7 protein-coding genes are annotated in these 14,499 nt (G+C 72.6%); 5 read left to right on the forward strand and 2 right to left on the reverse strand.

The features are described from left to right. Positions 1-65: 65 nt before the first annotated feature. Positions 66-3,611 carry an ATP-binding cassette domain-containing protein gene (locus B9B60_RS00830; protein WP_084449426.1) on the reverse strand — a complete coding sequence of 1,182 codons (3,546 nt, stop codon included), beginning with the start codon at positions 3,609-3,611 and terminating at the stop codon, positions 66-68. A 415-nt stretch (positions 3,612-4,026) separates the two neighbouring features. On the opposite strand from B9B60_RS00830, the gene ilvD reads away from it, so the two are divergent. From ilvD to cimA, 5 genes are all read left to right on the forward strand, one after another. Next, positions 4,027-5,871: a dihydroxy-acid dehydratase gene (gene ilvD, locus B9B60_RS00835; protein WP_084449427.1), complete on the forward strand. Its 1,845-nt coding sequence runs from the start codon at positions 4,027-4,029 to the stop codon at positions 5,869-5,871. Positions 5,872-5,981: 110 nt separating this feature from the next. Beyond that, positions 5,982-7,034, forward strand: a complete 1,053-nt coding sequence (locus tag B9B60_RS00840) for a 3-isopropylmalate dehydrogenase (protein WP_084449428.1) — start codon at positions 5,982-5,984, stop codon at positions 7,032-7,034. A 63-nt stretch (positions 7,035-7,097) separates the two neighbouring features. Next, entirely contained in the window at positions 7,098-8,198 is a 1,101-nt protein-coding gene (locus tag B9B60_RS00845; RefSeq protein WP_084449429.1) for a branched-chain amino acid aminotransferase, read from the forward strand. 17 nt (positions 8,199-8,215) lie between these two features. Further along, positions 8,216-9,016 (forward strand): HAD family hydrolase, encoded by an 801-nt coding sequence (locus B9B60_RS00850; RefSeq protein ID WP_084449430.1) that lies wholly within the window; start codon positions 8,216-8,218, stop codon positions 9,014-9,016. A 329-nt stretch (positions 9,017-9,345) separates the two neighbouring features. Further along, positions 9,346-10,926 (forward strand): citramalate synthase, encoded by a 1,581-nt coding sequence (gene cimA, locus B9B60_RS00855; protein ID WP_084449431.1) that lies wholly within the window; start codon positions 9,346-9,348, stop codon positions 10,924-10,926. Positions 10,927-11,034: 108 nt separating this feature from the next. On the opposite strand, the gene B9B60_RS00860 is transcribed toward cimA, so the two are convergent. Continuing rightward, positions 11,035-14,454: a proline dehydrogenase family protein gene (locus B9B60_RS00860; protein WP_084449432.1), complete on the reverse strand. Its 3,420-nt coding sequence runs from the start codon at positions 14,452-14,454 to the stop codon at positions 11,035-11,037. Positions 14,455-14,499 lie beyond the last annotated feature (45 nt).

Consider the following 14,499-nt stretch of genomic DNA (forward strand, 5'->3'; position numbering starts at 1 on the left):
CCGGCGGTGCTGACCCGTGTGGTGGAGCAGGACCGCCGTGCGTGGACCGGGCTTCGCGAGGTCGGTCAGCCCGCCAGGTGGCCCCACGTGGGGGAGAGCTCGGCCCAGGGCCCGACGGCGGCGGCCCGACCGCCGACGAGGACGACGACCCGGTCGGCCTGCTCGAGCGCGGCGCGCTTGGACGTCGCGCCGATGACCGTGGCGCCGCGGTCGCGCAGACCGCGCCACAGGGCGATCTCGGTCGTCGCGTCGAGCGCCGAGGAGACGTCGTCGGCGAGGAGCAGCTCGGCCTCGGTGGCCAGCGCCCGGGCCAGGGCGAGACGCTGGACCTGACCGCCCGACAGGCGCACACCGCGGTGACCGACGAGCGAGTCGGGACCGCCGGCGGCGGCGACGTCCTCGCTCAGCCGCGCCAGCGCGACCGGCTCGTCGAAGGGCCGCTCGTGCCCGAGCCGGACGTTGTCGGTGAAGGTCCCCGAGAGCACCCGCGGTACCTGGGCGACGTGGGCGACTCGGCCGGGGCGCAGGGTGCGCTGCGCGTCGGTGACGGGGGAGCCGTTCCACAGCAGGGCACCGCGGTGGTCGACGAGCCCGGCGAGGGCCGCGAGCAGGCTCGACTTGCCGGACCCGACCTGCCCGACGAGCAGGACGAGCTCGCCGCGCTCGACGCTCAGGTTGATGTCGCTCGCACCGACGGTGCCGTCGTCATGGACGACGCTGACATCGCGCAGGTCGAGTCGCTGGAGGGGCTCGCGCCCGCCCTCGACGGGAGCGGGAGCGCTGCCGTCGACGAGGTCGACCCCCTCGGGCAGGTCCATCAGGTCGACCCCGCCGGCGAAGCGCGCGGTCTCTGCCTGCCACGCCCGGGTGCCGGGTGCCTCGGTGACGACCATGCTCGCGACGCGGCCGAACCAGTCGAAGCCCATGACCGCCCCCGAGACGAGGATGGCGGTGCCCAGGCCCCATCCGCCCGCGACGTGGATCCACCACGTGACGACGACGCCGCACTGGACCATGACGAGCGGGACGGCGTCGAGCACGGCCTGGACGCGGTGCTCGCGCACGGCTGCCTCGACGCGGCCGCCGTCGACCTCACGCAGGCGCCGGCGGACGAAGGGGGTCGCCGCCGCGAGCTTGATCGTGCGCACCGACTCGAGGGCGGAGACGACCGCCCGACCGAAACGTGCCCGAGCAGCCGACGCCGCCGCGGCCGAGCGCCCGGCGATCGGTCGACCGAAGGTCGCCGCGCCGGCCGAGGTCGCCATCACCGTGAGCAGGACGGCGCCGGCGACCCAGGTGCCGGCGAGCACCGCGGTGAGCGCGGCGATGATCAGGCCGTTGATGAAGTCGACCCACCGGTCGGCGTAGCGCGCGTAGCGGTCGGCGTCCATCGACCGGGCGACGACCTCACCGGGAGGCGTGCGCGGCAGTCGCTCGGCGCGGGTCTGCCCGACGAGCACGGCCATGCGGGTGCGCAGCATGACCTCGATCCACCAGCGCGGGTAGCGGTAGAAGGCCGAGGCGCTGAGGAAGGGCACGACGAGCAGGCAGACCACGAGGACCGCGCCGAGCAGGGTCGGGGTGCGACCCGTCTGGAGGTCCTCGACGACGGTGCCCCACACGAGACCGGTGATCGCGCCCTGCGCGCCGAGCACCGACATGAAGAGGAAGCACAGGGCGCCGGCGATGCCCCACGTCGGCTTGACCGACAGGGCGTGGGCGATGCCGCGGGCCAGCGAGGGTCCGCTGCCGATCTCGACCGCCTCGGGGGGAGTGGTCGTGCGGCGTCGACCGCCGACCGGGTCGAGGTCGGCGTGGTCGACATCGACGAACGAAGGGGGCTGCTCGCCCGGTGCCGCCGACGCCAGGTCGGCCTCGGCCCGGCTGTCGAGCAGGAGGCTGCGGAAGGGGCCGGGCTCTTGGGCGAGCACGGTCCGGCGGCCCTGCTGGATGACCTGACCGTGGTCGAGCACGACGACGTGCGGGGCCCGCTCGATGGTGTTGAGCCGGTGGGCGATGAGGACCCCGGTGCGGCCGACGAGCAGACGGTCGGCGGCCGAGACGACCCGGCGCTCGGTGAGCGGGTCCATGCGGGCGGTCGCCTCGTCGAGGACGACGACGCGCACGTCGCGCACGAGCAGCCGGGCGAAGGCGACGAGCTGCTCCTCGCCCGAGGACAGCGTCGTGCCGCCGGGGCCGAGGAGGGTGTCGAGTCCGTCGGGCAGACCCTCGACCCACTCGCCGAGCCCGAGCTCGCGCACGGCGGACTCGACGTCGTCGCGTGGGGTGTCGTCGAAGAGGGCGATGTTGTCGGCCAGCGTGCCGGCGATGATCTCGGTGCGCTGGGTGACGACGCCGACATCGGTGCGCAGCAGCTGCAGGTCGATCTCGCGCACGTCGACCCCGCCGACGAAGACGCTGCCGCGCGGGGGCTCGACGGCGCGCGAGATGAAGGAGGCGAGCGTCGACTTGCCGGACCCGGTGCGCCCGACGAGGGCGACCGTCTCGCCGGCGGGGACGCTGAAGGTCACGTCGCGCAGCGCAAAGCTGCCCTCGGCGTAGGAGAAGTCGAGCCCGCGCACCTCGACGGCCAGCTGGGCGCCCGCGGGGACGGGGGTGCCCCCCTTCGGCTCCGGCTCGACGGCCAGCATCTGGCGCAGGCGGATCACGGCACCGAGCCCGGCCTGCAGGTCGGGCAGCTGGTGCGAGAGCTGGTTGATCAGGCCGACGAAGGTCGAGGTGACGATGAAGAGGGTGACGAGCGAGCCCACCGAGAGCGAGCCGTCGACGGCGAGGGCGATGCCCGTGACGCCGATGCCCGCCAGGAGCGTGTGGAGCAGGAGCCCGGCCCGACGCGCGAGCCGACTCTCGAGCACGAGCACGTCGGCGAAGCGGGCATGCACCCGCGCGGTGATCGTCGCCAGGCGCTGGACCATGTGGGCCTGACCCAGGCTGGTGCGCAGGTCGTCACGTCCGGCGATGCCCTCCTCGAGCGCGCTCGCGTGGTCGGTCCAGGCCATCTCCTCGATGACCTTGCGGCGGGAGATCTCGCCGAGCAGCGGGCGCACGGCGAGCCCGGTGACGAGCGCGAGCAGCGGGAAGAGCAGCCACGCCGGCCACCACGTCACGCCGGCGACGACCCACATCGGGATCACGGAGAAGGCGGTGCGGGCGAACATCCACACCTGCCACCGCATGAGGTTGCCGACCTCGTGGGTGTCGTCGTCGACGCGGTCGAGGATCTCGCCGGCCGCCTGCTCGGAGAGCGTCGCGACGGGCTGGGCGAGCGCCGCGTCGAGCAGGTCGTCGCGCAGCACGCCCTCGGCCCGGTCGGACAGCCCGACCCACACGACCTTGCCGAGGTTGTCGACGAGGGCGCCCCCGATGACGAGGACGGCGAGGACCTGGACGAGAGCGGTCGTCGGGGTCTCGGCGAGCCGGCCGACGACGAGCGTGCCGAGGGTGAGCGAGACCGCGGCCACGGCCGAGCACACCAGGGCCGCCGCGGCCGCGGGCGAGCGCATCCGACGCCAGTCGACGGTGCGCTCCGGCGGGGTCGGCGCGGTGGTGGTGGGGTGCGGCGGGGCGGTCCGCTCGAGGGTCTGCGTCATGGCCGCTCAAGGCTATGTCCGCTCACCGACACCGCGCCTCCGATTTTTCGAGACGGTGGTCCACGGAGCGGACGGGGCATTCCGTGGCGGGAGGGGAGCGGCGTACCGTCGCTCGATCGGCAGCCACACCCGGCCACGCCCCCTTCGCACCACCGGCACCCCCACCCACGTCGTGCCCACCCGAGTTACCGCACGATCACGAGGAGCCGTCATGAGCGACGAGGCCGCCGAGGCGCGCCGCGCCCTCCAGGAGAGCCTGGACCGCCGCGACAGCGGTGAGTGAGCGCAGCCACCACCCATCACGACCGACCGCCCTGCGTCTCGAGGCTCGCAAGCTCGCACCTCGACGAACGTGGGGCGGTCTGCATGTGAGACGCGGTATCAACCTCCGGACCGGCGGCATACCGTGGATCCCATGCCGCAGCTTCGATCCCGCACGACCACCCACGGACGCAACATGGCCGGTGCTCGCGCGCTCTGGCGCGCGACCGGCATGGGCGAGGGGGACTTCGGCAAGCCGATCGTCGCGATCGCCAACTCCTTCACCCAGTTCGTCCCCGGGCACGTGCACCTCAAGGACATGGGTCAGCTCGTCGCCGGCGCCGTCGAGGAGGCCGGGGGAGTGGGCAAGGAGTTCAACACCATCGCCGTCGACGACGGCATCGCGATGGGCCACGACGGCATGCTCTACTCGCTGCCGAGCCGCGAGGTCATCGCCGACTCCATCGAGTACATGGTCAACGCGCACTGCGCCGACGCCCTCGTGTGCATCTCCAACTGCGACAAGATCACGCCCGGCATGCTCCTGGCCGCGCTGCGGCTGAACATCCCGACCGTCTTCGTCTCCGGCGGCCCGATGGAGGCCGGCAAGGCGATCATCGGTGACGACGGCGAGACCTACACGCGGCTCGACCTCGTCGACGCGATGGTCAAGGCCGTCGACGACAACGTCAGCGACGACGAGATCACCGCGATCGAGCAGTCCGCCTGCCCGACGTGCGGGTCCTGCTCGGGCATGTTCACCGCCAACTCGATGAACTGCCTCACCGAGGCGCTCGGCCTCTCCCTGCCCGGCAACGGCTCGACGCTCGCGACCGCCTCGGCCCGCCGCGACCTCTTCCTCGACGCCGGCAAGCTGGTCGTCGACCTATGCCGCGACTACTACGACGGCGACGACGAGTCGGTGCTGCCGCGCTCGATCGCGACCAAGCCCGCCTTCGCCAATGCGATGCGACTCGACATCGCCATGGGCGGCTCGACCAACACGATCCTCCACCTGCTCGCCGCGGCCCAGGAGGCCGGCGTCGACTTCGACCAGAGCGACATCGACGCGCTCTCGCGGGTCACGCCCTGCCTGGTCAAGGTGGCGCCCAACAGCGGCGACTACTACATGGAGGACGTCCACCGCGCCGGCGGCATCCCCGCGATCCTCGGCGAGCTGCACCGCGGCGGCATGCTCGACGCGAGCGTCCGATCCGTGCACAGCCCCGACCTCGAGACCTGGCTGTCCGACTGGGACATCCGCTCCGGCGCCACCACGAGCAAGGCCACCGAGCTCTTCCACGCCGCGCCCGGTGGCGTGCGGACGACGCAGGCCTTCTCCTCGACCAACCGGTGGGCGAGCCTCGACACCGACAGTGCCGACGGGTGCATCCGCTCCGTCGAGCACGCCTACACGAGCGAAGGGGGCCTGGCCGTCCTCCACGGCAACCTCGCCCCGGACGGCTGCATCGTCAAGACCGCCGGCGTGCCCGAGCACCAGTGGAACTTCTCCGGCCCGGCCCGCGTCGCCGAGTCGCAGGAGGCCGCGGTCGAGATGATCCTGTCCAAGCAGGTGCAGGAGGGCGAGGTCGTCGTCATCCGCTACGAGGGCCCCAAGGGCGGTCCCGGCATGCAGGAGATGCTCTACCCGACCTCCTACCTCAAGGGCACGGGTCTGGGCCCGAAGTGCGCCCTGATCACCGATGGCCGCTTCTCCGGTGGTTCGTCCGGCCTGTCGATCGGGCACGTCTCCCCGGAGGCCGCCTCCGGCGGGGCGATCGGCCTGGTCCGCGACGGTGACGTCATCGAGTTCGACATCCCCGGCCGCCGGGTCAACCTGCTCGTCGACGACGAGGAGCTCGCCCGTCGCCGCACCGAGCAGGACGCGAAGGGGTGGGCCCCCGCCGCCCCCCGTGAGCGCCACGTCTCGCCGGCCCTGAAGATCTTCGCGAAGTTCGCCCAGTCCGCCGACAAGGGCGCTGCCCGCAAGGTCGACTGACCTCGCCCCTTCCGTCCGGAGGCGCCACACAGGCAGGGAGTGGTCGCCGAGGGCGACCACATGTCGGGACGCAGATTTCACATGTCGGGACGCGCGCCTAGCCTGAGCCCATGAGCACCGACGCAGCGCAGACCAGCTTCGACATCGCCGTCATCGGCGGCGACGGGATCGGCCCCGAGGTGGTGGCCGAGGGGCTCAAGGTCCTCGGGGCGCTCGGCTCCGACGTCTCCGTCACGACGACCGAGTACGACCTCGGCGCGGCCCGCTGGCACCGCACCGGCGAGAAACTGCCGGACTCGGTCGTCGAGGAGCTGCGCGGCCACGACGGCATCCTCCTCGGCGCCATCGGCGACCCGACCGTGCCTTCCGGCGTCCTCGAGCGGGGCGTGCTGCTCCCCCTTCGCTTTGCGCTCGACCACTACGTCAACCTGCGCCCGGCCAAGCTCTTCCCCGGCGTCACCAGCCCGCTCGCCGAGCACGTGACGAGCAAGGGCCTCGACTTCGTCGTCGTCCGTGAGGGGACCGAGGGGCCCTACGTCGGCAACGGCGGCGCGCTGCGCGTCGGCACCCCGCACGAGGTCGCGACCGAGGTGAGCGTCAACACGCGCTTCGGCATCGAGCGGGTCGTGCGTGACGCCTTCGCCCGCGCCCAGGCCCGCCCGCGCAAGCACCTGACCCTGGTCCACAAGCACAACGTGCTCACCCACGCCGGCCACCTGTGGCGTCGCACCGTCGAGGAGGTCGGCGCGGAGTTCCCCGACGTCGAGACCGCCTACCAGCACGTCGACGCGGCGACGATCTTCCTCGCGACCGACCCGGCGCGCTTCGACGTCATCGTCACCGACAACCTCTTCGGCGACATCATCACCGACATCGCCGCGGCCGTCGCCGGCGGTATCGGCCTGGCCGCGAGCGGCAACATCAACCCCACCCGCGAGGCCCCGAGCATGTTCGAGCCGGTCCACGGCTCCGCGCCCGACATCGCCGGTCAGGGCAAGGCCGACCCGACCGCCGCGATCCTCTCCGCGGCGATGCTGCTCGACCACCTCGGTCTCGCCGAGCAGGCGACCCGGGTCGAGGCGGCCGTCGCCGCCGACCTCGCCGAGCGCGCGGGGGAGCGCTCCACGAGCCAGATCGGGGATGCGATCGCTGCCCGCGTATGACGTGTCCCACATGGTGGGACTACCCTGCGAGCAGACCCGCACCCCCGAGGAGACGTACCCCAGATGACCGCCGAGCTGACCTTCACCACCACCCGCAGCGACGCCCCCCTTCCTGATGCCGACCGCGAGGCCGTCCTGGCCGACCCCGGCTTCGGGTCGACCTTCACCGACCACATGGCCCTCGCCACGTGGACGAAGGGGGAGGGCTGGCACGACGGGCAGGTGCGCGCCTTCGGGCCGCTGCAGCTCAGCCCGGCCGCGGCCGTCCTGCACTACGCGCAGGAGGTCTTCGAAGGGATGAAGGCCTACCGCCACGAGGACGGCTCGGTGTGGACCTTCCGCCCCGACCGCAACGCGGCGCGCATGGCCCGCAGCTGCGAGCGGCTCGCGCTGCCGGTGCTGCCGGAGGAGGACTTCGTCGGGGCGATCCGCGCGCTCGTCCAGGCCGACGAGCCCTGGGTGCCCGCCTACGGCACCGGTGAGACCAGCCTCTACCTGCGGCCCTTCATGTTCGCCTCCGAGGCCTTCCTCGGGGTGCGCCCGGCCAACGAGGTGACCTTCTCGGTCATCGCCAGCCCGGCCGGTGCCTACTTCTCCGGCGGACTCAAGCCGGTCAACCTCTGGGTCAGCCAGGACTACGCCCGCGCCGGCGAGGGCGGCACCGGCGACGCCAAGTGCGGCGGCAACTACGCCTCCTCGCTCGCCGGCCAGCTCGAGGGTCAGGCCCAGGGCTGCGACCAGGCCGTCTTCCTCGACTCCTCGACGCACACCTACATCGAGGAGCTCGGCGGGATGAACCTCTTCTTCGTCACCAAGGACGGCCGCCTGCGCACCCCGGCGCTCACCGGCTCGATCCTCGAGGGCGTCACCCGCGACTCGATCCTCGAGCTCGCGCCCGACCTCGGCCTCACCCCCGAGGAGTCGCGCATCGAGATCGACTGGTGGAAGGAGGGCGTCGCCTCCGGCGAGATCACCGAGGTCTTCGCCTGCGGCACCGCCGCCGTCGTCACGCCGGTCGGCGAGCTGCGCTGGGCGGGCGGCTCGGCCCCGTCCACCGGCGGCGAGGGCGGAGGCGAGATCACCCGCACGATCCGCCAGAGTCTGCTCGACATCCAGTACGGCGTCGCCGAGGACACCCGTGGCTGGATGACCCGCCTCGTCTGACCGCCCTTCGCACCGGAGTGACTCCTCGGCTCATCGCCACCGACCTCGACGGCACCCTCCTGCGCAGTGACGGGACCGTCTCGCCCCGCTCGATCGACGCCCTTCGTGCCGTCGCCGACGCAGGTCTCGAGACGGTCCTCGTCACCGCGCGCCCCCCGCGCTGGCTCGACGAGCTGGCGCACGTCGTCGGCACGCGCGGGGTCGCGATCTGCGGCAACGGTGCCTTCCGCTACGACGTCGCCGAGCGGCGGGTCTTCGGCGTGCGCGCCATCCCGCGCGAGGTCGTCACCGAGATCGTGCTCGACCTGCGCGACCAGTTGCCCGGCACGGGTTTCGCCGCCGAGCGGCACACGGGGCTGGCCGCGGAGAGCATGTTTGCCGCGATCCACGACCACCCCGAAGACCTCGTGACGACCCCGGCCATCGAGCGGCTCGACGACGCGCTCGTCGGCAAGCTGCTCGCCCGCAACCCCCACCTGACCGACGACGAGTTCATCACCGCGGTCACCGAGATCGTCGGCGACCGCGCGGTCGTCGCCTTCAGCGGTGCCGGCGGGCTGGCCGAGATCTCGGCGAAGGGGGTCACCAAGGCCGCCGCGCTCGCCGGCTGGTGCGCCGAGCTCGGGATCGACGCGGGGGAGGTGTGGGCCTTCGGCGACATGCCCAACGACCTGCCGATGCTCACCTGGGCGGGGCGGTCCTTCGCCGTGGCCAACGCACACGGCGAGGTCCTGGCGGCCGCCACCGACCGCGCCCCGGCCAACGACGACGACGGCGTCGCGCAGGTGCTCGAAGGGCTTCTCTCCCACCTCGCCTGACGGGGTCGGGGGTGGCCCCCTTCGCGCCGGTCCCATGATGCGGACGTGGGAGGCGGTGGGGGTGCGCAGGTGCCATGGTGGTCGGGTGATGCCCCAGATGACGACCCGAGCTGCCACCGCAGCCGAGCTCATTATCTAGGCGCGACGAGCCACCTGCTCGTCGCGCGGACCTCCCACACCCGGGGGGTCTTTCGCTTTTCTCGGGCAGGGGACGAGACAAGCGGACGGGTCCGGAGCATCACCCCCGCCACGGACGGGCGCGACGAGCAGGTGTCACACTCCCTCGAGGAGGCGAGCTCGCCTCCCTTCGTCCGAAGCGAGAGATCCACATGCACGGCTTCCACGTCTACGACACGACGATGCGCGACGGCGCCCAGCAGGAGGGGATCAACCTCTCCGTCGGGGACAAGCTGACCATCGCCCGTCACCTCGACGAGCTGGGCGTGACCCACATCGAAGGGGGCTGGCCCGGGGCCAACCCCAACGACACCGAGTTCTTCCGCCGGGCCCGCACCGAGTTGGAGCTGCGCTGCGCGACGCTCGTCGCCTTCGGCGCGACGCGCAAGGCCGGCGGCTTCGCCGCCAGTGACCCGCAGGTGCAGGCGCTGCTCGACTCCGGCGCCGAGGTCATCACCCTCGTGGCGAAGATGCACCCCGGCCACGTCGAGCGCGCGCTGCGCACGACTCGCGAGGAAAACCTGGCGATGATCACCGACACCGTCGCCCACCTGCGGTCGCAGGGGCACACGGTCATGGTCGACGGCGAGCACTTCTTCGACGGCTACCAGCTCGACCGCGACTACGCCCTCGCCTGCGTGCGCGCCGCCCACGAGGCCGGCGCCGAGGTCATCGCGCTGTGCGACACCAACGGCGGCATGCTGCCCGGACAGGTGCGCGACGCTGTCGCCGACGTGCGCGAGGCGACCGGTGCGCGGCTGGGCATCCACTGCCACAACGACACCGGGTGCGCCGTCGCCAACACGATGGCGGCCGTCGAGGCCGGCGCCGACCACGTGCAGGGCACGGTCAACGCCTACGGCGAGCGCACCGGCAATGCCGACCTCATCACCGTCGTCGCCAACCTCCAGCTCAAGCTCGGCATGGATCTCGTCGAGCCCTACCGGCTGCAGGACGCCACGCGGATCGCCCACGCGGTGAGCGAGGTGACCAACTTCCCGCACTTTTCCCGACAGCCCTATGTCGGCTCGGGGGCCTTCGCGCACAAGGCCGGGCTGCACGCGAGCGCGATCAAGGTCGACCCCGACCTCTACCAGCACATCGAGCCCAAGGATGTCGGCAACGACATGCGCATGCTCGTCTCCGACATGGCCGGGCGGGCCACGGTGGAGCTGAAGAGCCGCGAGTTCGGCGTCGACCTCGCTGGCGACGACGCGGCCCTGACCCGCGTGCTGGCCAAGGTCAAGGAGCTCGAGCAGCGGGGCTACACCTTCGACGCGGCCGACGCGAGCTTCGAGCTGCTGCTGCGGCGCGAGCTGCAGGAGGAGGCGCTGGAGTACGCGCAGGTCGAGTCCTGGCGGATCATGATCGACGCCCGCGGCGGTGACGACGCCCTCTCGGAGGCGACGGTCAAGGCGGTCGCCGGCGGGCAGCGGCTCGTCGCGACGGGGGAGGGCAATGGCCCGGTCAACGCTCTCGACCAGGGCCTGCGGCAGGCCCTCGTCACCGTCTACCCGGAGGTCGAGCAGATCGAGCTCATCGACTACAAGGTGCGCATCCTCGACGCCGCCCACGGCACCGACGCGACGACCCGTGTGCTCATCGAGCACAGCGACGAGCACACGTCGTGGACGACCGTCGGGGTCGCGCCCAACATCGTCGAGGCCTCGTGGCAGGCGCTCGTCGACGGCATCACCTACGGCCTGATGCGCGCCGGCGTGCCCGTGCGCTGACCCCGGGGTCACTGAGCAAGGGAAACTGCCCCTTCGCAAGAGTTTCAAACTCTTGCGAAGGGGCAGTTTCGCGGGTCACCCGAGAATCGTGGGACTCATGAGGTGGGGTCAGCCGGCCACGTGGCCGAAGCGGTGACGGGTGGTGCTCACCGCCTGCTCCCGGACGAAGGGGAGGACCTCGCGTCGTCCCGTGGCCAGCACCTCGCCGGTGATGACGTCCACACCTGCGGCGACGAGCTCGTCGACGAGCGACGGGGCGAGCGCACCGATCGCGCGGACGCGCACGTCGCCGGCGCGGGAGGCGCGCGCGACGAAGGCCGCGTCGTCCTCGCGCACGACCTGCACGTGGCCGATGCTCGACGGGAGGTCGAGGCCTGTCGCCGCCGAGACGACGACGTGGGCACCGGTGAGCGTGGCCGCGGCGACGAGGCGCAGCAGCTCGACGACACGCGTGCCGTCACCGGCGCGCACGAGCACCCGCGGGTGCGGGCGGTAGCGGAAGACATTGGACTCCACGACGAGGGCGCTCTCGTCGTGCTCGACGCCGAGCTCGTCGGCCCAGGCGGCCGCGTCGCTGGCGAGTGCCGCGTCGAGCCACGCCCGCTCGTCGTCGCCGACCGAGGAGCCGAGGGTGGCCAGCTGGGCGTCGACGGTGGCGCGGACCGCGGTGGCGACGGGTGCCCCCTTCGTCGGCAGGCCGGCTGCCGACCACGTGCCGAGCTGCGCGACGTAATTGGGGCCGCCGGCCTTGGCGCCGGGACCGATGGAGCTGGCCTTCCACCCACCGAAGGACTGGCGGCGCACGATGGCGCCGGTGATGTGCCGGTTGACGTAGGCATTGCCGACGGCGACCGTCTCGGTCCAGTGGGCGATCTCGCCCTCGTCGAGGCTGTGCAGGCCTCCGGTGAGGCCGAAGTCGGTGGCGTTCTGCAGCTCGATCGCCTCGTCGAGCGAGTCGGCGCGCATCAGGCCGAGGACCGGGCCGAAGACCTCGGTGAGGTGGAAGAAGGACCCCTGGCGCACGCCGTCCTTGACGCCCGGCGACCAGAGCCGGCCGGTGTCGTCGAGCTGGCGCGGCTCGACGAGCCACGACTCGCCCGGCTCGAGGGTGGTGAGGGCGCGACGCAGCTTGCCGGTCGGCTCCTCGATGACCGGACCCATGCGGGTGCCCAGGTCGGCGGGCCAGCCGACGGCGATCGACTCGACGGCGTCCACGAGCTGGCGGCGGAAGCGCTCCGACGTGCCGATCGAGCCGACGAGGATGCCGAGGGAGGCGGCCGAGCACTTCTGGCCGGCGTGGCCGAAGGCCGAGCTGACGAGGTCGGCGACCGCGAGGTCGATGTCGGCGGAGGGGGTGATGACCAGGGCGTTCTTGCCGGAGGTCTCGCCGAGGACGCGGGCGCCGTGCTCGCGCCCGGCACGCCAGCCGGCGAAGAGTCGCGCGGTCTCGCTCGCGCCGGTGAGCACGACGGCGTCGACGTCCGCGTGCGCGACGAGGTGCTGACCCACCTCGTCCTCGTCGGTGCGCACGACGTGCAGCACCTCGCGGGGGATGCCGGCGTCGTGCAGCGCGGCGACGGTGACCTCGACGCAGACGGGGGTCTGCGGGGCGGGCTTGATGACGACCGCGGACCCGGCGGCAAGCGCCGCGAGGACGCCACCGATCGGGATGGCGACGGGGAAGTTCCACGGCGGCGTCACGAGCGTCAGGGCGAAGGGGGTGAAGCTCGCCCCGTCGACCATGGCCCCGTCCTCGAGCTCGAGGGCCCGGTCGGCGTAGTAGCGGGCGAAGTCGACCGCCTCGGAGATCTCGGGGTCGGCCTCGGCGACGGTCTTGCCGGCCTCGGCGGCCATGACCGCGAGGATCTGCTCGCGGCGGGAGTCGATCTCGCGAGCAGCCTTGCGCAGCAGGTCTGCTCGCTCGGCGACGGGGCGGGCCGCCCAGCCCTCGTGCGCGGTGCGCGCCGTGGCGACGACCTCGTCGACCTGGGCGGTGCTCGTCAGGTGCGGGGAGGTCGGCTCCGGCCGGGGCGCGGCGACGGCGCGAGCGGCCCACGCGCGGTGGCCGGGCAGGGCGGCGTCGGAGTCGGGCGTGTTGTCGAAGGTGTCACCGATCGGCGGGCGCTCGGCGGAGCGGCGCGGCCCGAGGGGCGTGCTGCCGATGGCCTCGACGCTCGCCCGGAAGCGGGCCTCCTGGTCGGGGATCGCCGCGGCGTCCTCGGAGAAGAAGGCGTGGATGTAGTTCTCGGGGGAGGCGCTCTCCTCGAGACGCCGCACGAGGTAGGAGACCGCGGCGTCGAAGTCCTCGGGGGCGACGACCGGGGTGTAGAGGATGACCGTGCCGACCTCGTCGCGCACGGCGCGCGCCTGTGCGGGCGACATGCCTTGGAGCATCTCGATGTCGAGGCTGTCCTGGGCCCCGCGGTCGGTCGCGAGCAGGTGCGCCGCGGCGACGTCGTAGAGGTTGTGCGAGGCGACACCGATGCGCAGGGCGCCGACGGCGTCGGGCCGCAGCGCCCGCTCGACGCAGCGCAGGTAGTTGGCGTCGACGTCGGCCTTGGTCGTGTAGGGGGCCTGCTCCCAGCCGTGCATGACGGCCTCGACGCGCTCCATTGCGAGGTTGGCGCCCTTGACGAGGCGCACCTTGATCGGGGCGCCGCCGGCGGCGCGACGGGCGACGGCGAAGTCGATGAGCCGCTCGAGGGCGGGCAGGGCGTCGGGCAGGTAGGCCTGCAGGACGATGCCGGCCTCGAGGTCGTGGAACTGCGGCTCGGAGAGCATCCGGGTGAAGACCTCGATGGTCATCTCGAGGTCGCGGTACTCCTCCATGTCGAGGTTGACGAAGGAGTGCGGGGTCGACGCCTTGGCGGTCTCGTAGAGCGGACGCAGCCGGGTCAGGCAGCGCTCGACGGTGCCCTCGGTGTCCCACGTGCTGATCTGGCTGACGAGCGAGGAGACCTTGATCGAGACGTAGTCGACGTCGGGTCGCTCGAGCAGCTCGCGGGTGCGCTCGGTGCGGCTGGCGGCCTCGCCCTCGCCGAGCACGGCCTCGCCGAGGAGGTTGATGTTGAGGCGGAAGCCGTCCTCGCGAGCCGCGGCCAGGTGCTTGCCGAGCCTGGGGTCGCGGGCGTCGACGAGCAGGTGGCCGACCATCTGCTTCATCCGGGCGCGGGCGGCGGGCACGACGACCTTGGGCGCGATGCGCGCGGCGCGGGCGCCCAGCCCGAGCAGGCCACGGTCGACCCGGCCGAGGAAGGAGGCCGAGTCCGAGGCGGTGATCCGGCTGAGGGCATTGGCCGCGACCCGGTCGTCCTCCGGCCGGGCGACGCGGTCGACGAAGAAGACGGCCATGTCGAGGCCGGCGTGGTCGGACAACAGCGCGGCGAGCTGACCGGTCGACTGCGCCTCACGCATGGTCTGACCGGCGTGGGCGGCGGCGGCCCAGCGGTCCGCGAGCCGCACCGCGTCCTCGACGAAGGGGGCGAAGGCGGCAGTGGCCGGGTCGGTGTGCGTGGGGGTGGTCGTCATCCTTCGACGGTAGGACGCCGCGGTGGTCGGTGCCACAGACATCTG

The organism is Janibacter indicus (assembly GCF_900176385.1).
In the GTDB taxonomy this organism is placed as follows: Bacteria; Actinomycetota; Actinomycetes; order Actinomycetales; family Dermatophilaceae; genus Janibacter; species Janibacter indicus.

Bases quoted from the DNA above. Each gene is read 5' to 3' on its own strand.
- B9B60_RS00830 (WP_084449426.1), bottom strand. From the start codon at position 3,611: ATGACGCAGACCCTCGAGCGGACCGCCCCGCCGCACCCCACCACCACC.
- ilvD (WP_084449427.1), top strand. From the start codon at position 4,027: ATGCCGCAGCTTCGATCCCGCACGACCACCCACGGACGCAACATGGCC.
- B9B60_RS00840 (WP_084449428.1), top strand. From the start codon at position 5,982: ATGAGCACCGACGCAGCGCAGACCAGCTTCGACATCGCCGTCATCGGC.
- B9B60_RS00845 (WP_084449429.1), top strand. From the start codon at position 7,098: ATGACCGCCGAGCTGACCTTCACCACCACCCGCAGCGACGCCCCCCTT.
- cimA (WP_084449431.1), top strand. From the start codon at position 9,346: ATGCACGGCTTCCACGTCTACGACACGACGATGCGCGACGGCGCCCAG.
- B9B60_RS00860 (WP_084449432.1), bottom strand. From the start codon at position 14,454: ATGACGACCACCCCCACGCACACCGACCCGGCCACTGCCGCCTTCGCC.